This is a genomic window from Paenarthrobacter sp. 22069 (assembly GCF_052046035.1).
GTDB lineage: Bacteria > Actinomycetota > Actinomycetes > Actinomycetales > Micrococcaceae > Arthrobacter.
Genome location: NZ_JBQEQF010000019.1, coordinates 64,247 through 88,444 on the forward strand (window position 1 = coordinate 64,247; position 24,198 = coordinate 88,444).

23 protein-coding genes are annotated in these 24,198 nt (G+C 66.3%); 20 read left to right on the forward strand and 3 right to left on the reverse strand.

Going from position 1 to position 24,198, the window contains the following annotated elements:
* The first annotated feature begins 4 nt into the window (after positions 1–4).
* The 16 genes from ACTJK0_RS15895 to dnaE all read left to right on the forward strand — a co-directional run bounded on the left by ACTJK0_RS15895 (position 5) and on the right by dnaE (position 18,813).
* On the forward strand, positions 5–1,468 hold the full coding sequence (locus ACTJK0_RS15895) for a UDP-N-acetylmuramoyl-tripeptide--D-alanyl-D-alanine ligase (RefSeq protein ID WP_440745840.1): 1,464 nt from the start codon (positions 5–7) through the stop codon (positions 1,466–1,468).
* Complete coding sequence (mraY, locus tag ACTJK0_RS15900; RefSeq protein WP_110544615.1) at positions 1,465–2,574, forward strand: phospho-N-acetylmuramoyl-pentapeptide-transferase; 1,110 nt, start codon at positions 1,465–1,467, stop codon at positions 2,572–2,574. Before ACTJK0_RS15895 ends, mraY begins: the two co-directional genes overlap by 4 nt.
* On the forward strand, positions 2,556–4,130 hold the full coding sequence (gene murD, locus ACTJK0_RS15905; protein ID WP_440745841.1) for a UDP-N-acetylmuramoyl-L-alanine--D-glutamate ligase: 1,575 nt from the start codon (positions 2,556–2,558) through the stop codon (positions 4,128–4,130). The genes mraY and murD overlap by 19 nt, the downstream gene beginning before the upstream one ends.
* A gap of 2 nt (positions 4,131–4,132) precedes the next feature.
* Positions 4,133–5,458 (forward strand): putative lipid II flippase FtsW, encoded by a 1,326-nt coding sequence (gene ftsW / locus ACTJK0_RS15910; protein ID WP_440745842.1) that lies wholly within the window; start codon positions 4,133–4,135, stop codon positions 5,456–5,458.
* Between the two features lie 6 nt (positions 5,459–5,464).
* Entirely contained in the window at positions 5,465–6,565 is a 1,101-nt protein-coding gene (gene murG / locus ACTJK0_RS15915; protein WP_440745843.1) for an undecaprenyldiphospho-muramoylpentapeptide beta-N-acetylglucosaminyltransferase, read from the forward strand.
* On the forward strand, positions 6,562–7,938 hold the full coding sequence (gene murC, locus ACTJK0_RS15920; protein WP_110544608.1) for a UDP-N-acetylmuramate--L-alanine ligase: 1,377 nt from the start codon (positions 6,562–6,564) through the stop codon (positions 7,936–7,938). The genes murG and murC overlap by 4 nt, the downstream gene beginning before the upstream one ends.
* Positions 7,931–8,848 (forward strand): cell division protein FtsQ/DivIB, encoded by a 918-nt coding sequence (locus tag ACTJK0_RS15925; protein WP_440745844.1) that lies wholly within the window; start codon positions 7,931–7,933, stop codon positions 8,846–8,848. The genes murC and ACTJK0_RS15925 overlap by 8 nt, the downstream gene beginning before the upstream one ends.
* A 184-nt stretch (positions 8,849–9,032) precedes the next feature.
* Positions 9,033–10,271, forward strand: coding sequence for a cell division protein FtsZ (ftsZ, locus tag ACTJK0_RS15930; protein WP_110544604.1), 1,239 nt, complete (start codon positions 9,033–9,035; stop codon positions 10,269–10,271).
* A gap of 8 nt (positions 10,272–10,279) precedes the next feature.
* Complete coding sequence (locus ACTJK0_RS15935) at positions 10,280–10,969, forward strand: polyphenol oxidase family protein (protein ID WP_440745845.1); 690 nt, start codon at positions 10,280–10,282, stop codon at positions 10,967–10,969.
* Entirely contained in the window at positions 10,962–11,714 is a 753-nt protein-coding gene (locus tag ACTJK0_RS15940) for a YggS family pyridoxal phosphate-dependent enzyme (RefSeq protein ID WP_440745846.1), read from the forward strand. The genes ACTJK0_RS15935 and ACTJK0_RS15940 overlap by 8 nt, the downstream gene beginning before the upstream one ends.
* A 90-nt stretch (positions 11,715–11,804) precedes the next feature.
* Entirely contained in the window at positions 11,805–12,335 is a 531-nt protein-coding gene (locus ACTJK0_RS15945) for a cell division protein SepF (protein WP_440745847.1), read from the forward strand.
* 135 nt (positions 12,336–12,470) lie between these two features.
* Entirely contained in the window at positions 12,471–12,758 is a 288-nt protein-coding gene (locus ACTJK0_RS15950; protein ID WP_043453045.1) for a YggT family protein, read from the forward strand.
* Between the two features lie 175 nt (positions 12,759–12,933).
* Entirely contained in the window at positions 12,934–13,620 is a 687-nt protein-coding gene (locus ACTJK0_RS15955; protein WP_110544597.1) for a DivIVA domain-containing protein, read from the forward strand.
* 93 nt (positions 13,621–13,713) lie between these two features.
* Positions 13,714–14,286, forward strand: coding sequence for a signal peptidase II (gene lspA, locus ACTJK0_RS15960; RefSeq protein WP_110544595.1), 573 nt, complete (start codon positions 13,714–13,716; stop codon positions 14,284–14,286).
* Positions 14,279–15,205: an RluA family pseudouridine synthase gene (locus ACTJK0_RS15965; RefSeq protein ID WP_110544594.1), complete on the forward strand. Its 927-nt coding sequence runs from the start codon at positions 14,279–14,281 to the stop codon at positions 15,203–15,205. Before lspA ends, ACTJK0_RS15965 begins: the two co-directional genes overlap by 8 nt.
* A gap of 47 nt (positions 15,206–15,252) precedes the next feature.
* The gene (dnaE, locus tag ACTJK0_RS15970) at positions 15,253–18,813 is read left to right on the forward strand and encodes a DNA polymerase III subunit alpha (RefSeq protein WP_440745848.1); all 3,561 of its coding nucleotides are present in this window, start codon (positions 15,253–15,255) and stop codon (positions 18,811–18,813) included.
* A 61-nt stretch (positions 18,814–18,874) separates the two neighbouring features.
* Here the strand turns inward: dnaE and ACTJK0_RS15975 are convergent, their stop codons facing one another.
* Positions 18,875–19,375: a flavin reductase family protein gene (locus ACTJK0_RS15975; RefSeq protein WP_110544590.1), complete on the reverse strand. Its 501-nt coding sequence runs from the start codon at positions 19,373–19,375 to the stop codon at positions 18,875–18,877.
* A 127-nt stretch (positions 19,376–19,502) separates the two neighbouring features.
* Between ACTJK0_RS15975 and ACTJK0_RS15980 the strand changes: the two genes are divergently transcribed.
* From ACTJK0_RS15980 to nrdR, 3 genes are all read left to right on the forward strand, one after another.
* Positions 19,503–20,036, forward strand: a complete 534-nt coding sequence (locus tag ACTJK0_RS15980; protein WP_440745849.1) for a hypothetical protein — start codon at positions 19,503–19,505, stop codon at positions 20,034–20,036.
* A 4-nt stretch (positions 20,037–20,040) separates the two neighbouring features.
* Positions 20,041–21,414 carry a histidinol dehydrogenase gene (gene hisD / locus ACTJK0_RS15985; protein ID WP_440745850.1) on the forward strand — a complete coding sequence of 458 codons (1,374 nt, stop codon included), beginning with the start codon at positions 20,041–20,043 and terminating at the stop codon, positions 21,412–21,414.
* A gap of 138 nt (positions 21,415–21,552) precedes the next feature.
* Positions 21,553–22,047, forward strand: coding sequence for a transcriptional regulator NrdR (gene nrdR, locus ACTJK0_RS15990; RefSeq protein WP_043453030.1), 495 nt, complete (start codon positions 21,553–21,555; stop codon positions 22,045–22,047).
* Between the two features lie 50 nt (positions 22,048–22,097).
* On the opposite strand, the gene ppgK is transcribed toward nrdR, so the two are convergent.
* Positions 22,098–22,901 (reverse strand): polyphosphate--glucose phosphotransferase, encoded by an 804-nt coding sequence (gene ppgK, locus ACTJK0_RS15995; RefSeq protein ID WP_440745851.1) that lies wholly within the window; start codon positions 22,899–22,901, stop codon positions 22,098–22,100.
* Between the two features lie 111 nt (positions 22,902–23,012).
* Entirely contained in the window at positions 23,013–23,891 is an 879-nt protein-coding gene (gene map, locus ACTJK0_RS16000) for a type I methionyl aminopeptidase (protein ID WP_440745852.1), read from the reverse strand.
* Positions 23,892–24,011: 120 nt separating this feature from the next.
* Between map and ACTJK0_RS16005 the strand changes: the two genes are divergently transcribed.
* Positions 24,012–24,176, forward strand: a complete 165-nt coding sequence (locus tag ACTJK0_RS16005; RefSeq protein ID WP_110544584.1) for an SPOR domain-containing protein — start codon at positions 24,012–24,014, stop codon at positions 24,174–24,176.
* Positions 24,177–24,198 lie beyond the last annotated feature (22 nt).

Genomic DNA, 24,198 nt, shown 5'->3' on the forward strand with positions numbered 1-24,198 from the left:
CGAGATGATTGCATTTACTGCGGCGGAAATCGCCGAAATCACCAGCGGGCGCCTGGACGCCGATCCCGGAATCACGCCCCTCTCGGTGGTGACGGATTCACGCGAAGCCACCCAGGGCTCGCTCTACGTCGCGAAGCCGGGCGAGCACGCCGACGGCCATGACTTCATTGGCGCAGCCTTTGCCGGCGGGGCCGTCCTGGCTCTCGTGGAGCACCCGGTCACCGCCCCTGACGGCGCAGCCTACCCGTCAATCGTCGTCGCCGACGCCGTCCTGGCGATGGGTTCCCTCGCCGCCGAGGCCGTCCGCCGCATCCGCGCCGCCCGCGCCGACGCCGGAGACAAGCTGACCGTCGTGGGCATCACCGGCTCGGCCGGCAAGACCACGACCAAAGATCTCCTGGCCGGAATCCTGGCCACGCAGGGCAACACCGTTGCGCCGCAAGGCTCCTACAACGGCGAGGTGGGCGTTCCGCTGACCGTGTTCCGGGCCGCAACGGACACCCGTTACCTGGTCATCGAAATGGGCGCCACCGGAATCGGCCACATCCGGTACCTGTCCGAAATGGTCAAGCCTGACATCGGCGTCGTCCTGGCAGTGGGGACAGCCCACGCCGGCGAGTTCGGGGGAGTGGAGAACATCGCCCTGGCCAAGGGCGAGATGGTTGAAGGACTTTCCGGCGCCGGGACCGCCATCATTAATCTCGACGACGAACGCGTCGCCGCCATGCGCAGCCGCACGCAGGCCACCGTAGTTGGATTCTCCGCAGAGGGACGCCTAGACGCCCAGGTGCAGGCACTGAAGGCGGACACCAATGCCGGAGGCAGCCCCGAATTCGACCTCCAACTGCCGGACGGTGCCGCTCCGCGGCACGTGGCCAGCCAGCTCATTGGAGCCCACCACACAGGCAATCTGCTGGCCGCGGCCGCAGCTGCTTGGGCGGCAGGAGTCCCCGGGGACCACATCGCTGATTCATTGAGCAACCAGGCGGCCGCCAGCCGCTGGCGCATGGAGCGGTCCGAACGGCCGGACGGCGTCACCGTGATCAATGACGCCTACAACGCCAATCCGGAATCGATGCGTGCTGCGCTGCGGACCCTTGCCGACCTCGGCCGCGGCCGCCGCACCTGGGCCGTCCTGGGTGCCATGCTGGAACTCGGTGAGGACTCCATCCGCGAGCACACGGCGGTTGGCACCCAGGTGGTCCGCCTCAACATCTCCAGGCTGCTGGTGGTGGGCCGGGAAGCACGGGCCCTCTACGTCTCCGCCGTGCAGGAGGGATCCTGGGGCGACGAATGCATCTTCGCCGAAACCGTGGATGAGGCCTTCCTCATCCTCGATGCGGAACTTCAGCCGGGCGACCTGGTGCTGTTCAAGTCCTCCAACAGCGTGGGGCTTCGCCATTTGGGCGATCGGATAGCATTGCCACCAACCCCCACCCCCGCCGGCGAAAGGAGCACTCTGCCGTGATTGCTCTGTTGATCGGCGCAGGCCTTGCCCTGCTGTGCGCCCTTGTGGGCACCCCGCTGTTCATCCGGCTCCTGGTTCACCGGGGCTATGGGCAGTTCATCCGTGATGACGGCCCCACCTCCCACCACACCAAGCGCGGAACACCCACCATGGGCGGGACCGTGGTGGTGGCCGCCGTACTGCTCAGCTATGGGCTCACCCACCTCATCATGCTGATGATGAACCCCGATTCGCCCGGCCCTTCTGCCTCAGCCCTTATCCTGCTGTTCCTCATGGTGGGCATGGGCTTGGTCGGCTTTCTGGACGACTTCATCAAAATCTCCCGCCAGCGCAGCCTCGGGCTCAATGCCAAGGCCAAGCTGATCCTCCAGGCAGCCGTCGGGATCGTCTTTGCCATCCTGGCACTGAACTTCCCCAACGACGCCGGACTGACTCCGGCATCGACGAAGATCTCCCTGGTGCGCGACCTGCCCTGGCTTGACCTCGCCTTTGGAGGCACCGTCCTTGGAGCCGTCCTTTTCGTCATCTGGTCGAACCTGATCGTCACCGCCGCCACCAATGGGGTGAACCTCACCGACGGCCTGGACGGGCTTGCGGCCGGAGCCTCCATCATGGTTTTCGGCGCGTATACCCTCATGGGAATATGGCAGAGCAACCAGGCCTGTGGCTCACCCCGGGAAGCCGGCAGCGGCTGCTACTCCGTGCGGGACCCCCTGGACCTGGCATTGCTTGCCGCCATCCTGAGCGCCGCACTGGTGGGCTTCCTCTGGTGGAACACCTCCCCGGCAAAGATCTTCATGGGCGACACCGGCTCGCTGGCCATCGGCGGCGCCGTGGCCGGGTTCGCCATTCTGTCCCGGACCGAGCTCCTGCTGGGCATCGTGGGCGGCCTTTTCGTGCTGATCACCCTGTCCGTCATCATCCAGGTGGGCTACTTCAAGGCCACGGGCGGAAAACGTGTCTTCAAAATGGCACCACTGCAGCACCACTTCGAATTGAAGGGGTGGGCGGAAGTCACCGTGGTAGTCCGGTTCTGGATCCTGGGCGGACTCTTTGTCGCCGTGGGCCTGGGCATCTTCTACGCAGAATGGGTTGTACTGCTGTGACCGTTTCCCCCCGACTGGCAAACCTCGTTTCGTGGGACTCCGACTGGACCGGCCTGCGCGTCGTGGTCACCGGCATCGGCGTCTCCGGTTTCGCGGCCGCCGACACCCTGATTGAACTGGGCGCACGCGTAGTAGTGGTGGATGCCGCCACCAGCGACACCGCGCGGGCCCACGCGGACACCCTGAAGATCGTCGGCGCCGCGGACGTGTTGCTGGGCGCCGATGCCGTCACCCACATCCCACGCATTGATGGCGCGCTCCCGGAACTCATCGTGACCTCTCCCGGCTGGCGTCCCGACCAGGCACTGCTGGCCGCAGCGGCACGGGCCCACGTCCCGGTTTGGGGCGACGTCGAACTCGCCTGGCGCGTGCGGATCCGCGAAGGCCGGAAGACGGCGGACTGGCTCGCCATTACGGGCACCAACGGGAAGACCACCACCGTGGGACTCACCGAATCGATGCTGCGGGCCGCCGGCCTCAAGGCGATCGCCGTCGGCAACGTGGGAACCCCGATCCTTGATGCCCTCCGCGATCCAGTGGACTATGACGTCTTCGCGGTGGAGCTGTCCAGCTTCCAGCTGCACTGGGCGGAATCACTCTCGCCGGTGGCCAGCGTTTGCCTCAACGTGGCCGAAGACCACGTGGACTGGCACGGCTCCTACGATTCCTACCTGGCGGACAAGGCCAAGGTCTACGAGCGGACGCAGAAAGCGTGCATCTACAACGCCGAGCAGGTGGAAACCGAACGGATGGTGGAAGACGCCGACGTGGTGGAGGGGTGCCGCGCCGTGGGTTTCACCACTGTCACGCCGGCCGTCAGCATGCTCGGTGTGGTGGAGGGGCTGCTGGTGGACCGGGCCTTCATCGAAGAACGCCGCAACAGCGCTGCGGAGCTCGCGTCCATGGCCGACCTTGGCCCCCTTGCCCCGCGGCACATGGTGGCCAACGCCCTGGCGGCGGCAGGCCTGGTACGCGCGTACGGTGTTGATGCCCAGGCCGTCCGACAAGGCATCCTCGACTACGTGCCGGGCGACCATCGCATCCAGCCCGTAGCCCGGATGAACGGCGTTCTGTGGGTCAACGACTCCAAAGCCACCAACCCGCACGCAGCGGCGGCATCCCTCTCGGCCTTCAGCAACGTGGTCTGGATTGCCGGCGGCCTGTCAAAGGGCGTGAGCTATGACGACCTCGTCAGGGACCATGCAGCCCGCCTCAAAGCGGTGGTACTGATCGGAACTGACACCTCGCAGCTCCGGGAAGCCCTCCGGCGACACGCGCCCGATGTCCCGGTGATCGAACGGGGGGCGGGTGAGACTGAAGGAGTGCAGACTGCCGCAGCCGATGGCATCCCGGCCGGTTCACCCGGCCATGGAGAACAGGTGATGTCCTGGGCCGTGTCGTCAGCTGCACGGTTCGCCGAAACCGGCGATACCGTGCTGATGGCTCCGGCAGCTGCTTCCATGGATCAGTTCTCTTCCTACGCTCACCGTGGTGGTGCTTTCATCGACGCTGTCCGCGAGCTGGTGGAAGGGCAGGCCCAGACCGGCGAGGAGTAACAATGGTCAGCACGCCCACCCGGGCCAAGGGTGGCAAGCCGCGCCCCGGCTCCACGGCCACCGCAGCACGGCGCCCCGCCCCGGCCGGAGCCAGGCTGCGCAACGCCTACCGTCGCTTCTGGTCAGCGTTGGAGGGCACCGGAACCTCCCGGAACGGCTCCACGTATTACCTCATCCTCGGCGCCACGCTGGCCCTGACGGCGATTGGCATCATGATGGTCCTCTCCGCCTCCAGCGTCGAATCAATCGCCGCCGGAAAGTCCCCCTACGGCGATGCACTGAAGCAGGGCGTCTTCGCCGCGATCGGCATCTTCACCATGTTCGTGCTGTCCCGGATCAATGTCGTATGGCTGAAGCGGCTCGCGTGGCCCGCCGTGGGCATCGCGGTCCTGCTCCTTGGGCTCGTGCAGGTGGTGGGCGACGAGGTCAACGGCAACCGCAACTGGATTGACCTCGGCGGCATCACCTTCCAGCCCTCCGAGGCGGCAAAACTGGCCCTCGCCCTGTGGCTGGCGACCGTGCTGGCCCGCAAGGGACGGCTTCTCGCCCAATGGCAGCACGTGCTGATCCCGGCCGTGCCCGTGGCGGCCGTCGTCATCGTGCTGATCCTTGTCGGCAACGACCTCGGCACCGCCATGATCATCATGATGATCATGGCTGCGGCGCTGTTCTTCGCAGGGGTTCCCCTCTATCTCTTCGGCATCGCCGGCGTCATCGCCGCTGCCGGCACAGCGGTCATGGCCGTCACAAGTTCCAACCGCATGTGCCGCATCACATCCTGGTGGACCGGCCAGTCCTGCGCCGACGGCATCGACGCCAACTACCAGGCCACCAACGGCATGTACGGGCTGGCATCCGGCGGCTGGCTGGGCGTGGGACTTGGGCAGAGCCGGCAGAAGTACAGCTGGATCCCCGAAGCCCACAACGACTTCATCTTCGCCATCATCGGCGAGGAACTCGGCCTGGTGGGGACCGTCGTCGTCCTGGTCCTCTTCGCGATCCTCGGCGCCGCCATCTACCGTGTGGTGGTGGCCCAGGAGGACCTGTTCCACCGCGTGCTGGCCGGGACCATCATGGTCTGGCTGCTGGGCCAGGCAACCGTGAACATGTCCGTCGTCACCGGCCTGATGCCCGTCATCGGCGTGCCGCTGCCCTTCATTTCCTACGGCGGTTCGGCCCTGCTGATGTCGCTGTGCGCCGTGGGCGTGGTCCTGTCCCTGGCCAGGGAGCAGATGGCGCCGGCCATGCGTCCCAAGCGGATGCTGAAGTTCAAGGGCCGGGCAGGGCGGGACAAGAACAAACCCAAGATTTCCAGAAAGCGTGCCTAACCCCACATGACTGCGACCCAACCTTCCATCGTCCTCGCCGGTGGCGGCACCGCGGGCCACATCAGCCCCCTGCTCGCCATCGCTGCCGCGCTCCGAAGCGAAGCGCCCGGGGCCTCCATCCTGGCGGTCGGGACACCCGCCGGAATGGAAACCCGGCTTGTTCCGGCTGCGGGGGTGGAGCTGGCCACCATCGACCGGGTTCCGTTTCCGCGCCGGCCGTCCGCGGACCTGCTCCGCCTGCCCGGCCGCCTTGCCGGCGCTGTCCGCCAGGCGGGGGCCATCCTGGACCGGGCCCAGGCTGATGTGCTGGTGGGCGTGGGCGGATACGTCTGCACACCCATGTACCTCGCCGCGCGGAAGCGCCGTACCCCCATTGTCATCCATGAGGCGAACACGCGTCCGGGTCTGGCCAACCGGGTAGGCGCGCTCCTGAAGGGCCGCGTCGCCGTGGCGTTCGAGGGTACCCCGCTGCGCAACGCGGTCCACGTGGGCATGCCCATGCGAAAGGAAATTTCCGGCCTCGACCGCAAAGCCGACCGTACGGCCGCCCGGGAAGCGCTGGGACTGGACGCCAGGCAGCCCACCCTGATCGTCACGGGTGGTTCCTCCGGTGCACAAAGCATCAACCGGGCCATCGCCGCGGCGGTCGAACAACTTTCCGCTGCCGGAATCCAAACCCTCCACATCACCGGCCGCGGCAAGACCGTGCTGGACCGGGCCGGCCAGCCGCTCGCAGCTGAGGGCTACCGGCAGGTCGAGTACATCGACGGCATGGAACTTGCCTATGCCGCTGCCGACCTGCTGCTGGCCCGGTCCGGCGCAGCCACGGTCAGCGAGGTTGCCGCCGTCGGCGTCCCGGCTGTCCTGGTGCCGCTGCCTATCGGCAACGGGGAGCAGGCTCTCAATGCGGCCGGCCTGGTGGCGGCAGGCGGGGCGCTCCTGGTCCCGGACAGGGACTTCACCCCTGAATGGATTGCCCGTGAACTGATTCCTCTGATCACCGATAAAGCACGGCTCGCCGAAATGGAAGCCAAGTCCTACCGGCTCGGTATCCGAAATGCCGACCAGCGCATGGCTGGTCTTGTCCTGGAAGCGGTATCTGCATGAGCCCCCACAACACGCCAAGCCTCGAATCCCTTGGCAAGGTGCACTTCATCGGCATCGGGGGAGTCGGCATGTCCGCCGTGGCCCGCATCATGGTGGCGCGCGGCGTCCCCGTGAGCGGATCGGATGCGAAGGACCTGCCCGTCATGGCCGACCTCGCCGCAGCGGGTGCGCGCATCGCCGTCGGCTACGCGGCAGCGAACCTCGCAGATGCCCAGACCGTGGTGGCCGGGTCGGCGATACGCGGGGACAATCCGGAGCTGGCGGCTGCACGCCAGGCGGGCCTTCCGGTGCTGCACAGGTCCCAGGCCCTCGCGGCCACCATGGCAGACGACACCGTGGTGACGGTCGCCGGGACGCACGGCAAGTCCACCACGACGTCGATGATCACCGTACTGCTGAAAGCGGCGGGGCTGGACCCGTCCTTCGCCGTCGGCGCCAACATTCCGGCCCTTGGCGTCAACGCTGCCCATGGCACGTCCGGCATCTTCGTCGCCGAGGCCGACGAGTCCGACGGCTCCTTCCTGAACTACCGGCCGCGCATCGCGGTTGTCACCAACGTGGAGCCAGACCACCTTGACTACTACGGCACCGCCGAGGCCGTCTACGAGTCGTTCGACCGCTTCACCGGGCTGCTGCCCGCCGATGGCCTCTTAGTGGCCTGCGCGGACGACGCCGGCGCGCTGGCGTTGGCGGAGCGTACCAGGGCGCGGGGGAACACCCGGGTGGTCCTGTACGGGACGGACGGACGTGCGGACGTCAGGCTTGACGACGGCGGTCCCGGCCACGTGGCCGTGTCGACGGCGGGGGCGCGGTTCGGGTTGTCCCTCCAGGTCCCGGGACGGCACAATGCGCTGAACGCCGCAGCTGCCTTCGCCGTCGCACTGGAACTTGGAGTTGCCCCGGAGGCCGCGGCGGCTGGGCTGGCCCACTTCTCGGGCGCCTCGCGCCGGTTCGAACTGAAAGGCTCGGCCCGGGGCGTGCGGGTCTTCGACGACTATGCACACCACCCCACTGAGGTCCGGGCTGCCCTCACCGCAGCACGCTCAGTGGCAGGCGGCCACAAAGTCCACGTGCTGTTCCAGCCCCACCTGTTCTCCCGGACCCGCGAATTCGCGGCGGAGTTCGCCGAGGCCCTCAACCTCGCCGACACCGCCCTGGTCCTGGACATCTACCCGGCCAGGGAGGACCCCATTCCCGGCGTCACCAGCCAACTCATCGCCGACCACCTCGGAAAGGGCGGCCAGTTGGTCACTGCGGCTGACGCCGTCGACACCCTCGCCGGAACAGCAGCGGACGGGGACGTTGTCCTGACAGTGGGCGCCGGCGATGTCACAGCGTTCGGCCCCAGGATCGTGGAGGCGTTGCGTGCCTAGCTCCCGCCGGCCCACCTACTCTCCACCCAAGCGGACCAGCCGGCCGGGTACCGGGAACGGGAGCACCACCGGGCCCCGCAAGGGCGCTCCCGCGCCAACCCCTGCCGACAGCGACGTGATCACCGCATCCCGCAGCATTCCGGATCCGGTTGAGCCAAAGCCGGCGAAGGAACGGGAAACCTCCGGGGCAACGGTCCTGGCGTTTCCCGAACCCAGGGGCCGGCGGCGCCGCAAGCAGGTCCTGCTGGCAGTGGGTGCCGTGCTCGCGCTGGTGGCAGGGCTGCTGGTGGCCGCGGTCTACTCGCCTGTCCTTGCCCTGCAGACCATCACGGTCACGGGCACCAGGATCCTCACGCCTGCCCAGATCCAGGCTGCCCTTGAACCACTGCGCGGCAAGCCGCTGCCGCAGATCAGTGACGGGGACGTCAGCGGGCTCCTCGGTTCCCTGGTCCAGGTCAAGTCCGTTTCCGTTGAGGCACGGCCACCGTCCACCCTGGCTGTGGCAGTACATGAGCGGGTGCCGGTGGCCCTGGTCAAGCAGGGGGAGCAGTACCAGCTGGTGGACGTCGACGGCGTCCAGCTCGCGACGACGGACGACCCGGCGTCGGCTGCACTGCCGGTCATCGACGGCGGCGCCGGTGCGATCGGCCAGGACCTGTTCCGCGCCACGGCGGCGGTCCTGGGAGCCCTGCCGGCGGATGTGCTGGCGAAGCTGTCCAACGCGTCCGCACAGTCCGTTGATGCCGTCGAACTCAAGCTGGTGGACGGCCAGACCATCGTGTGGGGGAACGCCTCGGAGAAGGAACTCAAGGCCAAGGTCCTGGCCGCCCTCCTCAAGGCTCCGGCGGACCCCAAGAACCCGGTCAGGGTCTACGATGTCAGTGTGCCCCGGCACCCCGTGACGCGCTGAGCGCTTTCTTTCCCGGTATTAATCCGACACGCGGACCCGGTTATTGAATGTGTGAGCCAGAGGAAATACCGTCACAAACAAGAGTTACTTGACATAACTATAACCTTCAACTCGAGGGTTAACGTTGCAGCCTTCAAGTACTCCATCAGTTTTCGCAATAAGACACGAACAAGGGACACGTAACGTGGCAGCTCCGCAGAATTACTTGGCCGTCATCAAAGTCGTCGGCATCGGCGGCGGTGGCGTGAACGCAGTCAACCGCATGATCGAGGTCGGCCTCAGGGGTGTTGAATTCATCGCCATCAACACCGACGCCCAGGCCCTGCTCATGAGCGACGCCGACGTGAAGCTCGACGTCGGACGCGAGCTGACCCGTGGGCTCGGCGCCGGCGCCAACCCCGAGGTGGGCAAGCAGGCTGCCGAAGACCACGCTGACGAGATCGAGGAAGTCCTGCGCGGTGCCGACATGGTGTTCGTCACCGCCGGCGAAGGCGGCGGTACGGGTACCGGTGGCGCCCCCGTCGTGGCCCGGATCGCCCGCTCCCTCGGTGCCCTGACCATCGGTGTGGTCACCCGTCCGTTCACCTTCGAAGGCCGGCGGCGCGCCGGTTCCGCGGAGGCCGGCATCGACGCCCTGCGCGACGAGGTGGACACCCTGATCGTGATCCCCAACGACCGCCTGCTCTCCATCAGCGACCGGAACGTCTCCGTCCTGGATGCCTTCCGTTCCGCCGACCAGGTCCTGCTGTCCGGTGTCCAGGGCATCACTGACCTCATCACCACCCCGGGCCTGATCAACCTGGACTTCGCCGACGTCAAGTCGGTCATGCAGGGCGCAGGCTCGGCCCTCATGGGCATCGGCTCCGCCCGCGGCGAAGACCGGGCTGTGAAGGCGGCCGAACTGGCCATCGCCTCGCCGCTGCTGGAAGCCTCCATTGACGGCGCCCACGGCGTCCTGCTGTCCATCCAGGGTGGCTCCGACCTCGGCCTGTTCGAAATCAACGAGGCCGCCCGCCTTGTCCAGGAAGTCGCCCACCCCGAAGCCAACATCATCTTCGGCGCAGTCATCGACGACGCCCTCGGCGATGAAGCGCGCGTCACGGTGATCGCGGCCGGTTTCGACGACGTCAAGGCCACCTCGCCCTCCATGGACCAGTCCCAGCCGCAGGTCGCGCCGCAGCGGCCGGCCGCGCCTGCAGCCGCTCCCGCCTCCGCGCACCAGCAGGGCGGCGGCAACCACCAGCAGAACGCCCAGCCGGTACACGCCGGCGTCGGGGCGGCAGGCCTCAGCAACTGGGGCCAGCAGCGTCCCACGGCCGTCCCGGCCGACTCGGGCTTCGACGTCGACCTGCCCTCTGTGGTGGAGCCGGACCTGACCGGCACCCACCCGGACGACCTGGATGTCCCCGACTTCCTGAAGTAGGCAGCGGTTTGTTCCATTGGCGGGCCGACATCCTTCCCGGGGTGTCGGCCGCATTCACCGATGTGCAGGCAGGAAACCTTGCCCTGCACGTGGGGGACGACCCCACCGCCGTCCAGGGGCGCCGCGAACGCCTGGAGCAGTCCATTGGCCTGGCGCCCCGGTCGCTGCGTTTCATGAACCAGGTCCACGGCACCACCGTGGTCTTGATGGACGGGGAAACGCCCGCCCCTGAAGCTGACGCGATGGTGTCCCGGGGAGTCCCCCTGGCCGTGATGGTGGCGGACTGCATTCCCGTGCTGCTCGCAGGGGATTCCGCTGCCGGACCGGTCCTGGCCGCCGTCCACGCTGGCCGCCCTGGAATCGCGCATGGCGTCATCCCCGCAGCCGTGGAGGCCATGGCATCCCTTGGCGCCTCCCGGATCCGGGCATGGCTGGGTCCCTCAATCTGCGGCGCCTGCTACGAGGTCCCCGCCCCCCTGCGGGATGAGGTGGCCGCCGCGGTGCCGGCCACCCGGAGCACGACCTCTTGGGGAACGCCCGCCCTCGACCTTCCCGCCGGCGCCCGAACCCAGCTTGAGTCTGCCGGGGTGGACATCGAGTACACCGGCCCGTGCACGCTTGAGACCCAAACGCTCTACTCCTACCGCCGGGATGCCAACACTGGCCGGTTCGCAGGCCTGCTCTGGTGCCATGACTGAGCCGGCGGGCACCGGGCAGGGGCAGGACGTGGATCCCCGGACGGCGGAACTGGCCCGGCGGCTTTCAGCCGTTCGGGAGCGGATTGCTGCAGCAGCGGCACGCGCCGGCCGCGCTGACCGGCTCCCGGCCCTGATCGTGGTCACCAAATTCCATCCGGCCGGGGACATCCGCCGCCTTGCCGCCCTTGGCGTCCGGGATGTTGGCGAGAACCGGGACCAGGAAGCCGCCGCGAAGGCCCAGGAACTGGCCGACCTGCCGTTGACATGGCACTTCGTAGGCCAGCTGCAGACCAAAAAGGCCAAGTCCGTGGCGCGTTACGCTGCCGCCGTCCACTCCGTGGACCGGCCACAGCTGGTGGAAGCCCTGGCGAAGGCAGTCCGGAACGAGATGGACAGCAACGGCCGTGCCCCGCTGGACTGCTTCATCCAGGTCAGTCTCGAGGAGGACGCCGGCACGCACCGGGGCGGGGCAGCTCCCGCCGACGTGTCCGCCCTGGCTGATCAGATCGCCGGGTCGCATGTACTCAACCTCGCCGGCGTCATGGCGGTGGCACCGCTGGGGGCGCCACCGGAGCCGCCCTTTGAGAAACTGGCCGGAATTTCCGCCCGGCTGGTGGCAACCCACCCCGGTGCAGTGGGAATCTCGGCGGGGATGAGCCAGGACCTCGAGGCCGCCATCAGGTTCGGGGCGACACACCTGCGAATCGGTTCCGATATTCTCGGTTCCCGTCCCGCCGTGGGGTAGCGTCGGTCCTGTTGGAAGTGATGGGCGGGGGACTCCAGTGCTGTCAAGTCATTGGGCGGCCCGCTTACGGGACACGATTAGGAGTCGACCATGGCCGGCGCTCTGCGCAAGACAATGATCTATCTTGGGCTCGCCGACGGCGATGAGCATTACGAGTCCGAGCAAGAGACAACACGTAAGGATGAGGACGAACCCATGGAAGTTGACCGCGAGGAACGCCGTGCTCCGGCACCCGTCCGCGAAGTCAGCCGCGAGGCGTCCTACGCCCCTGAAGAGGAATACCGCGCCCCTGTGACCCCCATAAAGCGCGCGGCCTCGAGCCGCGAAGAGAACACCGGTCTGCGCCAGATCACGACCATCCACCCGCGTTCCTACAACGATGCGAAGCTCATCGGCGAGAGTTTCCGCGATGGCATCCCCGTGATCATGAACGTTACGGACATGGGCGAGGCCGATGCCAAACGCCTGGTCGACTTCTCAGCGGGGCTGGTTTTCGGCCTGCGGGGAAGCATTGAGCGGGTCACCAACAAGGTGTTTCTTCTCTCACCGTCCTACGTGGAAGTCATCGGCGACGACAAGAAGGCCAGCGACACGCAGGCCAGCTTCTTTAACCAAAGCTAAGCTCCAGGGCTGCTATCAGATGCCAGGCAGGGACACCTGTCTGGCATCTGTGCTGAAATAGACAAGACAACAGCGGTAGACACAGCGGGCCCCGCCACGAAGGCGCCGCATGAATATGGAGATATGGAATAAGTCATGGGAATTGTTTTCGGACTTCTCTATCTCGCCTTGCTGCTGTTCTTCGTAGCCCTCATCATCCGCCTGGTCTTCGACTGGGTGCAGATGTTCGCGAGGGAATGGCGGCCCCGGGGCGCGGCCCTGGTTGTGGCCCACGCCGTTTACTCCATCACAGACCCGCCACTCAAGGGACTGCGGCGGCTGATCCCGCCGCTCCGGCTCGGCGGCGTCTCCCTGGACCTGGGCTTCCTGATCCTGTTCATCGGCGTCAGCATCGCGATGAGCGTCACCAGAGGCCTGGCCTGAAATGCCAACCAGACCCAGCAATGCAGTCCGATCCTTCCCGGAACAGCTACTGTAAAGCGAAGAACCCTCCCGTTTGACACCGCAGTGTTGAATTAGAGTAAGCAGACCAAATTTAGGTACCGTAGTTTTGACGGCCGGAAGGCCTACTGACTAACCAGACCAGTGAGGTGACCAGATGGCTTTGACGCCAGAAGACGTTGTCAACAAGCGCTTTCAGCCCACCAAGTTCCGCGAGGGCTATGACCAGGACGAGGTTGACGACTTCCTGGACGAGATCGTCGTTGAACTCCGCCGCCTGAACCAGGAAAACGACGAGCTCCGCAAGAAGCTCGCCGAAACCGGTTCCAGCGTTCCGGCAAGCTCCGCCGGAGCCCCTGTGGTGGAGAAGGTCCCCGCGCCGGTCAAGGCCGACAAGGACGAGGCCCGCGAGAAGGCAGAGGCTGAGGCGAAGGCTGCCGAAGCCAACAAGAAGAAGGACGTCCAGCCGGCTGCTCCGGCTGCCGCCGCACCGGCCGCGCCCGCGTCTGCTGCCACTCCTTCCGCCGAATCCGCTGCCGGCCTGCTGGCCATGGCACAGCAGATGCACGACCGCCACGTCGCCGACGGCCAGGCCCAGAAGGACAAGATCATCGCCGAAGCGCAGATCGAAGCCAGCAGCCTCGTCAACGACGCGCAGGAGAAGTCCCGCAAGATCCTTGGTGCACTGGAGCAGCAGCGCTCCGTGCTGGAACGCAAGGTGGAGCAGCTCCGCGGCTTCGAACGCGACTACCGCTCGCGCCTGAAGGCCTACATCGAAGGCCAGCTCCGCGACCTCGAAGCTCGTGGCTCCGTGGCGACGCCGGAAGTCAGCGAAGCCAACTAAGCCTGGCAGCACGTATTCTGAAAGCCGGTGGCTGAGGATTCCTCGGCCACCGGCTTTCGGCATTGAATCCCAGTTCCCCGAATTGAAAGCACCATGACTGACGAACTTGCCGCGGATGCGGCACGCCCTGTCCCGCCCCCGAACCGGCCCCACCGGCCTGTGCTGCTGTCCCTGTTCGCCGGGTTCGCGGTCTTTGCCTACGTCCTGGACCAGCTGACGAAGCTCTGGGTCACTTCCACCATGGTGGAAGGGGAGCGGATCCCAGTGCTGCCCCCACTGCTGCACTGGTATTTCATCCGCAACTCCGGTGCCGCGTTTTCCATCGGCGAGAACGTCACCTGGGTGTTTTCGATCATCATGGCCGGCGTCGCCATCGCGATTCTTTTCCAGGTGCGTCGGCTTGGCTCGGCCTGGTGGTCCCTGGCCTTGGGCCTGCTGCTGGGCGGTGCCCTGGGAAACCTGACCGATCGGCTTTTCCGTGAGCCATCCTTCGGCATGGGACATGTGGTGGACTTCATCCAACTTCCCAACTTTGCCATCTTCAACATCGCCGACTCCGCCGTCGTATCCGCCGTCGCCATCATCTGCATCCTGACCATCCGCGGCATCGCCCTGGACGGGACCCGGCTGGGCAGCGCGCACAAGGACAAGCCCGGCCATGAGTGAGCGGATCATGGTCTCCGACGAGTACGCCGGGACGCGGGCGGATGCAGGACTGGCGGGCCTCCTGGGGGTATCACGGTCCGTCGCTGCGGCCCTGCTGGCCGAAGGCCACGTCCTGAACCAGGGTAAGGCCATGGGCAAATCGGCGAAGCTCGCGGCTGGCGACGTCCTGGACGTCACCATCCCGGAACGTCGGGATCCCCTGGAAGTTGTGGAGGAAGTTGTGGAAGGCCTGGATATCCTGCTCGACGACGACGATTTCGTCGTCGTCGACAAACCCGTGGGTGTCGCGGCCCATCCTTCGCCCGGCTGGGTAGGACCCACCGTGGTGGGCGGACTCGCCGCCGCGGGCTACCGCATTTCCACCTCGGGCGCTCCCGAGCGTGCCGGCATTGTGCACCGGCTCGACGTCGGTACGTCGGGTGTGATGGTTGTGGCGAAGTCCGAGCGGGCGTACACCGCGCTGAAGCGGGCCTTCAAGGAACGCACCGTGGACAAGGTCTACCACGCAGTGGTGCAGGGACTCCCTGACCCCCTGACCGGCACCATCGACGCCCCCATCGGCCGCCACCCGGGCCATGACTGGCGCTTTGCCGTGATCGAGGACGGCCGGCCGTCGATAACCCATTACGAAGTCCTCGAGGCCTTCGGCAAGGCGAGCCTGGTAGAGGTCCATCTTGAGACCGGCCGTACGCACCAGATCAGGGTCCACTTCTCTGCGCTGCGCCACCCCTGCGCAGGAGACCTGACCTACGGTGCCGACCCCCGGCTCGCCGCCAACCTGGGGCTCACGCGGCAGTGGCTGCACGCACGCCAGCTTGCCTTTGACCATCCCGTGACAGGGGAGCGGGTGACGGTCACCAGCGGGTATCCGCAGGACCTGGCCTATGCACTGGACGTGCTGGAATCGGGCCAGGCCTGACACCCGGCTTGCCGGGTCCGGCCCGATGCAGCGCTTAGAATGGTCCGGTGAGTTCCAGCAATGATTCGTTCGTCCACCTGCACACCCACACCGAATATTCCATGCTGGATGGAGCAGCCCGCCTGGGGGAGCTGTTCGACGAGACCGAGCGCCTGGGCATGCCTGCCCTTGCCACCACGGACCACGGCTACCTGTTCGGCGCTTTCGATTTCTGGCAGAAGGCCCAGGCCAAGGGCATCAAGCCGATCATCGGCGTCGAAGCCTATGTAACTCCCGGGACCGCGCGGACCGACAAGGAACGCGTGCGCTGGGGCGACGAATCCCAGCGCAAGGACGATGTGTCCGGTGGTGGTTCGTACACCCACATGACGCTCCTGAGCTACAACAACGTGGGCATGCGGAACCTCTTCCGTGCCTCATCCATCGCGTCCCTCGACTCGGTCTTCGGCAAATGGCCACGCCTGGACCGGGAGCTGCTGAACACCTACTCCGAAGGACTCATCGCCACCACGGGCTGCCCCTCCGGGGAAGTCCAGACCCGGCTCCGTCTCGGGCAGTACCGCGAAGCACTCGAGGCTGCGGCCGAGTTCCGGGATATCTTCGGCGCGGAAAACTATTTCTGCGAACTGATGGACCACGGGCTGGACATTGAGCGGCGGGTCACCGGCGACTTGCTGCGGCTCGCCAAGGACCTGAACCTGCCGCTGGTGGCCACCAACGACCTCCACTACACGCACGAGCACGACGCCAAGGCACACGAAGCCCTGCTGGCCATCCAGTCCGGCTCCACCCTGCTTGAACCCACCTACGACAACGGCGGCTCGCGGTTCGCGTTCTCCGGCAGCGGCTACTACCTCAAGTCGCCGCGCGAGATGCGGGAACTCTTCCGCGACCATCCGGATGCCTGCGACAACACGCTCCTGATCGCAGAGCGTTGTGAGGTGTCCTTCAACACGGACGCCAACTACATGCCCCGCTTCCCCTGCCCGCCGGGCGAGGACGAGACGTCCTGGCTGGTCAAGGAAGTGGACAAGGGCCTGCAGTACCGCTACCCGGGCGGTATCCCGGACGAGGTCCGCAAGCAGGCCGACTACGAGCTCGGCGTCATCACGTCCATGGGGTTCCCCGGATACTTCCTGGTGGTTGCCGACTTCATCAACTGGGCCAAGAACAACGGCATCCGCGTGGGTCCGGGACGTGGCTCAGGTGCAGGCTCCATGGTGGCCTACGCCATGCGCATCACCGACCTCGACCCCCTCCGCCACGGCCTGATCTTCGAACGGTTCCTCAACCCGGACCGCGTCTCCATGCCCGACTTCGACGTCGACTTCGATGACCGGCGCCGCTCGGAAGTCATCGACTACGTGACCCGCAAGTACGGCGACGAGCGTGTGGCGATGATTGTCACCTACGGCACCATCAAGACCAAGCAGGCCCTCAAGGACTCCTCGCGCGTCCTGGGCTACCCGTTCAGCATGGGCGAGACGCTGACCAAGGCCCTGCCGCCCGCGGTCATGGCCAAGGACATACCGCTGGCCGACATCCAGAACCCGGACGCCAAGCGCTACAGCGAGGCCGGCGACTTCCGGCAGCTGATCGCCACCGACCCCGAAGCAGCCAAGGTCTTCGAGACGGCCCTGGGTATCGAGGGCCTGAAGCGGCAGTGGGGCGTGCATGCCGCCGGCGTGATCATGTCGTCGGACCCCATCATCGACGTCATCCCGATCATGCGCCGTTTCCAGGACGGCCAGGTGATCACCCAGTTCGACTACCCGACGTCCGAGGGCCTTGGCCTGATCAAGATGGACTTCCTGGGCCTGCGGAACCTGACGATCATTTCCGACGCCCTCGAGAACATCAAGATGAACCGCGGCATCGACCTGGACCTGGAAAACCTCGAGCTCGACGACGCCGCCTCCTACGAACTTCTCGCCCGCGGCGACACCCTGGGCGTGTTCCAGCTCGACGGCGGTCCCATGCGGTCACTGCTCAAGCTGATGAAGCCTGACAACTTTGAAGACATCTCCGCCGTCCTGGCGCTCTATCGTCCGGGTCCCATGGGCGCCAACGCCCACACCGACTATGCGCTGCGCAAAAACGGGATCCAGGAGGTCATCCCCATCCACCCGGAGCTGGAGGAGCCGCTCAAGGAGATCCTCGGTGGTACGTACGGCCTGATTGTGTACCAGGAGCAGGTCATGGCCGTGGCGCAGAAGCTCGCCGGCTACTCGCTGGGCCAGGCAGACATCCTCCGCCGCGCGATGGGCAAGAAGAAGAAATCCGAGCTGGACAAGCAGTTCGCGGGCTTCTCCCAGGGCATGCAGGACAACGGCTACTCCATGGAGGCCGTCAAGACACTGTGGGACATTCTCCTGCCCTTCTCGGACTACGCCTTCAACAAGGCGCACTCGGCAGCCTACGGGGTGATCTCCTACTGGACCGCGTACCTCAAGGCCCACTACGCGCCGGAGTACATGGCGGCGCTGCTGACCTCGGTGGGCGATGACAAGGACAAGTCCGCCATCTACCTCAACGAGTGCCGGCGCATGGGCATCACGGTGCTTCCGCCGGACGTCAACGAGTCCGCCCTGAACTTCACCCCGGTGGGGAACGACATCCGTTTCGGCATGGGCGCCATCCGCAACGTGGGCGTCAACGCCGTGGAAGCCATGGTGGCAGCACGCGAAAGCGAGGGTGCCTTCACCTCGTTCAAGGACTACCTGATGAAGGTTCCGGCCGTCGTCTGCAACAAGCGGACCATCGAGTCCCTCATCAAGTCCGGCGCGTTCGACTCACTGGGCCATCACCGCCGCGCCCTGGCAATGATCCACGAAGAGGCCATCGACTCCGTCATCACCCTCAAGCGCAACGAGGCCATCGGCCAGTTCGACCTTTTCGCCGGGTTCGAGGACGCCGGGGCGGAATCGTCCTCCCTGAGCATCGACATTCCGGACCTGCCGGAGTGGGAGAAGAAGGACAAGCTCTCGTTCGAACGGGACATGCTGGGCCTGTACGTCTCGGACCACCCGCTGCAGGGCCTTGAGGGCCTGCTGAGCCAGCACGCGGAAATGAGCATCACCACCATCCTCGGCGAGGACGGGCCGCAGGATGGCGCCATCATCACCATCGCCGGAATGATCACCTCGTTGAGCCGCCGCATCGCCAAAGCCAGCGGAAATGCGTACGCCCGGGCCGAGGTGGAGGACCTGGGCGGTTCCATCGAGGTGATGTTCTTCGGCCAGGTTTACGGACCCATCGCATCCGTGCTGGCCGAGGACCTGATCGTGGTGGTCAAGGGCCGCCTGCAGAAGCGCGACGACGGCGCCATCACGCTGAACTGCATGGAACTGTCTGTCCCGGACCTTAGCGAGGGCCTGCACGGACCACTGGTGATCACCATGCCCACCCACAAGGCCACCGAGGCCGTGGTCACGGAGCTTGGCGATGTGCTGCGCACCCACCGCGGCAACTCGGAGGTCAGGCTCCACCTGCAGGGCGACACCCGCACGGAAATCATGGGCCTGCCGGTGCACCTGCGGGTGAACCCCAGCCCGTCCTTGTTCGGTGACCTGAAAGTCCTGCTGGGCCCGGCCTGCCTGGACGCCTGACAAAGACGCGGACGACGGCGGGANTCGTCCGCGTCCTTGTGCCCGGTAAGGTCCGGGCTGGCTAGATTTCGTAGTCCAGCGGCACCGGCTGCCCGTAGGCCCCGCCGTGGTAGAGCAGCGGCGATCCCTCGCCGCCCACCTGGCCATCCACCACCTGGACCACCACCACCGCGTTGTTTTCGAACGAGAGCCGCATTTGGACTTCGCCGATCAGCCAGCCCGCCACGTCCTTGAGGATAGGAACGCCGTGCGGGCCAACCTCCCAGTGGTTGCCTTCGAACCGGTTGCCGGGGCGGGCAAAGCGCGCGGCCAGTTCCTGGTTCTCCAGCCCCAGCATGTGGACCCCGAGGTACTGGGTGTTGGCGACCGCCGGCCAGGACCTGGAACTGCGGGCCATGTTGAACGTGAAGCGCGGCGGCTTGGCGGACAATGACGCGACCGAGGTGGCGGTGAAGCCGTAGGGCTCATCCTGGTAGTTCACCGTAATGATGGCCACGCCGGCGGCGTGCCGGCGGAACATCTCCCTGAACGTCTGCTCGAACGGCTCGCTGCTGTCGGTCACCGGGACTCCTGCACTAGGTGGCGTAACTCTTCCTCCAAGCGTATTGGTCCGTGGTCGCGGCAGGAAAACATGCCGCGGCGGCAACGGGGCCGATTCCCCCGCAGGAAGCTTTGTTAAGGTGTGTTGCATGACAAACTTTGCCCGCCCCGCCAGGCGGCTCCTGCCCTGGTCCCTGCTGCTGGTACCCGCGGCAGCGGGCATCCCGGCCGGACTCCTGTGGTGGCTCCTGGCCCCGGGCGGGCTGAACCTGATAACGCGGGATCCCGCGCTGTCCTCGGGCACCGTCCCGCTGGTCTGGCTGCCGCGCGACCTTACGCTCGCCGGGATCCTGGTGCTGGCCGGCTGCCTCCTTGCGGTGTTCCTGGCGGACGGCAAGCGGCGCGATCCACAGGCTGCACTGTTGACAGGGCTGGCCGGAGCACTGGCCGGCAGCGCCGTGGCGTGGGGGACCGGTATTCTGGCGGCGCGCTTGTGGGGTCCGGCCGTTGACGCCTCGGCGAACGCCAGCATCGCCTTTTCCCTCCGGGCATGGCCGGTCCTGCTGCTGTGGCCCGCCGCCACGGCGGTGTCCGTTTTCATCCTGGAACTCTTAGGCGCCGGTGGCAGGAAACCGGACGCCGGCCCTGCCGGAACAGCCACCCGGTTCAGCCCCCTAAAATAGACCGGTGACCACTTCCCCGGAACTTCCCGCCTCCGTGACCGCCGCCGTCGACTTCCGCACCATCGACCTGCGTGGCCGCAGCATGACCCTCGCAGCCCTGCGCGCCGCCGTTCCCCGTGCCACGGGCCACACCATGGCCGATGCGGAGGAAAAGGTTTTGCAGATCATCTCCGCGGTGCGCCAGCGCGGCTTCGCTGCCTTGGCGGAGCTGGCGGAGAAATTCGACGGCGTGGCGCAGGAGCATCCGCTGGTTCCCAGGGAGGCCATCTCCGCCGCCCTGGACGCTCTGGACCCTGCCGTGCGGGCCGCCCTGGAGGAATCCATCAGCCGGGCCCGGAAGTTCGCCGACGGGCAGCGCCCCCGCAACGTGGACGTGGAACTCGGTGACGGCGCCGTGGTCAGCCAGAACTGGGTGCCGGTGGGGCGCGTCGGGCTGTACGTTCCCGGCGGGCTCGCCGTGTACCCGTCGTCCGTGGTGATGAACGTCGTGCCGGCGCTGGCAGCCGGCGTCGAATCCATTGCCCTGGCCTCGCCGCCGCAGAAGGAATTCGGCGGACTCCCGCACCCCACGATCCTCGCGGCGGCGGCGCTGCTGGGCATCACCGAGGTCTATGCCATCGGCGGAGCGCAGGCGATCGCCGCCTTTGCGTACGGCATCGAGGCAACGGACGCCGGCGCGGCGCTGGAGCCCGTGGATGTGGTGACCGGTCCCGGCAACATTTTCGTCGCCACGGCCAAGCGACTGGTCAAGGGCGTTGTGGGAATCGACTCCGAGGCAGGAACCACGGAGATCGCCATCCTGGCCGATGACTCCGCCAAGCCCGCGCTGGTCGCCGCAGATCTGCTCAGCCAGGCCGAGCACGATCCGAAGGCCGCATCGGTCCTGATCACCGATTCGCAGGACCTGGCCGCCGCCGTCCGTGTGGAACTGGAACGACAGGCCGCGGCCACCAAGCACTCGGACAGGGTCCGTGAGGCGCTGTCCGGCCCGCAGTCCGGCGTGGTGCTGGTGGACGGCATGGAGCAGGGGATCGCTGCCTGCGATGCCTACGCGGCAGAGCACCTGGAAATCATGACCCGGGACGCTGCGGCCGTGGCCGCCCGTATCAGGAACGCCGGAGCCATCTTCGTCGGCGACTACAGCCCGGTAAGCCTGGGGGACTACTGCGCCGGTTCCAACCACGTCCTGCCCACCAGCGGCACCGCGGCCTTCTCCTCGGGCTTGAACGTGACCACCTTCCTGCGGGCCATCCAGGTCATCAACTACAGCCGGGAGGCCCTGGAACAGGTCAGCGGACACATCGTCAGCCTGTCACGGGCCGAGGACCTGCCCGCCCACGGCGATGCGGTCACAGCGCGTTTCCCTGCCAACGGGTGACACCACTAGATGTAGTAATTACAGGATTGTTATTACCCCATATCTGGCCGTAAACTGGGAGACGCCACGGCATCGCCCCCCGGCGGTGCTGGTGGCTTCCAAGGACGCCGCAGACCACGAGCGTGAAGGGGGACCGCCATGTACTGTCCGTTCTGCCGCAACCCCGATTCCCGCGTGGTTGACAGCCGCATGGCCGATGACGGGTCAGCCATCCGGCGCCGCCGGCAGTGTCCCGAATGCGGCCGCCGCTTCACCACGGTCGAAACCACGAGCCTCTCCGTCATCAAGCGGTCCGGCGTGGGAGAACCCTTCAGCCGCAGCAAGGTCATCAATGGCGTGCGCAAGGCGTGCCAGGGCCGCCCTGTGAGCGAGGATGACCTTGCCATGCTGGCCCAGGAAGTGGAGGAACAGATCCGTTCCTCCGGCGCGGCCGAAATCGACGCACACGAGGTTGGGCTGGTGATCCTCGGGCCCCTGCAGAAACTCGACAAGGTGGCCTACCTGCGTTTCGCCAGTGTCTACCAGGCATTCGAGTCGCTGGAGGACTTCGAAACCGCTATCGCGCTGCTCCGCCATGAGGCGGAGGAAGACGCCAAGGGCGCTGCCAAGAGCTCCGAGAAGAGCCCGCTCTAGACTCCGGTGGCGGCAGCGGAGGGGAAGCCGCAGCCGCCACCGGCACCACCCTACTTAGCCAGTTTGTGCTTCAGCGCGATTTCCAGCGCCGCTCCCACGATGCCTGCCTCGTTGCGCAGCACAGCGGGGACAATCGGGGTGCGGAGCTTGAGGTTGGGAAGGTATTCATCCGCGCGCTTGGAGATGCCGCCGCCCACGATGAAGAGTTCCGGTGAGAACAGGAACTCAACGTGCGAGAAGTAGCGCTGCAGCAGCACGCTGTACTCATCCCAGGACAATCCGTCGCGTTCACGGGCAACGGCCGACGCCTTGGATTCGGCGTCGAACCCGCCTATTTCCAGGTGGCCCAGCTCCGCGTTGGGAACCAGTTTGCCGTCGAAGATGAAGGCGGAGCCAATGCCCGTGCCCAGGGTGATCACCAGCACCGTTCCGGAAACGCCCGCACCCGCACCGTACCGTGCCTCGGCCAGGCCCGCCGCGTCGGCGTCGTTGATGACCTCCACCGGCCGGCCAAGCCGTGCTGTGAGGAGCGCATCGATGTCGGTGTCCAGCCAGCTCTTGTCCACATTGGCTGCCGAGTGCACCACGCCGTGCTGGATGATTCCCGGGAAGGTCACACCTACGGGGGAGCCGGCCTCCGGGGCCTCCGGGCGTGCCGAAAGCTCGGCCACCACCAGGGCCACGGCCTCGGCGACTGCTTTGGGGGTGGCGGGCTGCGGGGTGGGGACGCGGAAGCGCTCACCCAGGAGCTTGCCCTTCTTCAGGTCGACAATGCCGCCCTTGATGCCTGTACCACCGATGTCGATGCCGATCAGCGGTGCATTCTTGTGCGACTTCTCGTCCTTCTTGGCCAATGGGATTCCGTTCTAGACAGGGGCGGGCAGGAAAAGGGGCGCCCATGGGCAGCCCATAACAAGGGTCCGGTCTGCACCGGCGGACCATGCCCAGGGCGGGCATGGGACAGCCTACGGCAGGGTAAGGATTTCGGCGCCGGTCTCGGTGACCAGCAGGGTGTGCTCGAACTGGGCGGTGCGTTTGTGGTCCCGGGTGACGACTGTCCAGTCATCGCTCCACATGTCCCACTCCACCGTGCCCAGGGTGAGCATCGGCTCGATGGTGAACACCATGCCCGCCTCAATCACCGTGCTGTAGGCGGGGGCGGCGTCGTAGTGCGGGATGATGAGCCCGGTGTGGAAGGCTTCACCGACGCCGTGGCCGGTAAAGTCACGCACCACACCGTAGCCAAAACGCTTGGCATAGGACTGGATGGCGCGGCCGATGACGTTGATCTCGCGTCCGGGGGCCACCGCCTTGATTGCGCGGTTCAGGGATTCCTGGGTCCGTTCCACCAGCAGGCGTGATTCCTCATCGACGTCGCCCACCAGGAAGGTGTAATTGGTGTCGCCGTGGACCCCGTTGATGTACGCGGTGATGTCGATGTTGATGATGTCGCCGTCCTGGACCACGGTGCTGTCCGGGATGCCGTGGCAGATGACCTCGTTCAGGGAGGAGCAAAGCGACTTGGGGAATCCGCGGTAGCCGAGGGTGGAGGGGTAGGCATGGTGGTCCAGCAGGAACTCATGCCCCACCCTGTCCAGCTCATCGGTGGTGACGCCAGGCTGGATGTGCTTGCCCACCTCCACGATGGCCTGCGCTGCGATCTTCCCAGCTACCCGGATTTTTTCGATGGTTTCCGCGGACTTGACCTCGGAGCCGGTGAATTTGGCGGGTGCAGGCTTGCCCACATACTCCGGACGGGGGATGGACGCCGGGACGGGACGCTGCGGACTCAAGGTACCCGGGGTGAGGGTGCCAATGGGTGCAGTCGAGGCAAGGGAAGGCATAGATTGATCATATAAGGCACCACAGAACGCCTAACAACCGACAAGCGGCGGAGGGCATGCGTAAGTGTTTGTGTTACGTGGGTCACCCCGGTTTTCCTGTCGCCGGAACGAGGAGCAACGATGACTGAGTACTGGTTCAACATCAAGACCCACGAGGTGGAAGAGGACCGGCTGTCGGACTGGAGCCAGCTCATTGGGCCGTACAAGACCCGGGCCGAAGCCGAGCACGCCCTGGAAAAGGTCAAGGCGCGCAACGAGGCCTGGGAAAAGGGCGACGACGACTGAACGGTTGGGTGCCAGGGCGTCT

What these genes read in the sequence shown, in the direction of transcription:
- ACTJK0_RS15895 (WP_440745840.1), top strand. Translation starts at nt 5, where the DNA reads ATGATTGCATTTACTGCGGCGGAAATCGCCGAAATCACCAGCGGGCGC.
- murD (WP_440745841.1), top strand. Translation starts at nt 2,556, where the DNA reads ATGGGTTGTACTGCTGTGACCGTTTCCCCCCGACTGGCAAACCTCGTT.
- ftsW (WP_440745842.1), top strand. Translation starts at nt 4,133, where the DNA reads ATGGTCAGCACGCCCACCCGGGCCAAGGGTGGCAAGCCGCGCCCCGGC.
- murG (WP_440745843.1), top strand. Translation starts at nt 5,465, where the DNA reads ATGACTGCGACCCAACCTTCCATCGTCCTCGCCGGTGGCGGCACCGCG.
- murC (WP_110544608.1), top strand. Translation starts at nt 6,562, where the DNA reads ATGAGCCCCCACAACACGCCAAGCCTCGAATCCCTTGGCAAGGTGCAC.
- ACTJK0_RS15940 (WP_440745846.1), top strand. Translation starts at nt 10,962, where the DNA reads ATGACTGAGCCGGCGGGCACCGGGCAGGGGCAGGACGTGGATCCCCGG.
- ACTJK0_RS15945 (WP_440745847.1), top strand. Translation starts at nt 11,805, where the DNA reads ATGGCCGGCGCTCTGCGCAAGACAATGATCTATCTTGGGCTCGCCGAC.
- ACTJK0_RS15950 (WP_043453045.1), top strand. Translation starts at nt 12,471, where the DNA reads ATGGGAATTGTTTTCGGACTTCTCTATCTCGCCTTGCTGCTGTTCTTC.
- ACTJK0_RS15955 (WP_110544597.1), top strand. Translation starts at nt 12,934, where the DNA reads ATGGCTTTGACGCCAGAAGACGTTGTCAACAAGCGCTTTCAGCCCACC.
- lspA (WP_110544595.1), top strand. Translation starts at nt 13,714, where the DNA reads ATGACTGACGAACTTGCCGCGGATGCGGCACGCCCTGTCCCGCCCCCG.
- ACTJK0_RS15965 (WP_110544594.1), top strand. Translation starts at nt 14,279, where the DNA reads ATGAGTGAGCGGATCATGGTCTCCGACGAGTACGCCGGGACGCGGGCG.
- ACTJK0_RS15980 (WP_440745849.1), top strand. Translation starts at nt 19,503, where the DNA reads ATGACAAACTTTGCCCGCCCCGCCAGGCGGCTCCTGCCCTGGTCCCTG.
- nrdR (WP_043453030.1), top strand. Translation starts at nt 21,553, where the DNA reads ATGTACTGTCCGTTCTGCCGCAACCCCGATTCCCGCGTGGTTGACAGC.
- map (WP_440745852.1), bottom strand. Translation starts at nt 23,891, where the DNA reads ATGCCTTCCCTTGCCTCGACTGCACCCATTGGCACCCTCACCCCGGGT.
- ACTJK0_RS16005 (WP_110544584.1), top strand. Translation starts at nt 24,012, where the DNA reads ATGACTGAGTACTGGTTCAACATCAAGACCCACGAGGTGGAAGAGGAC.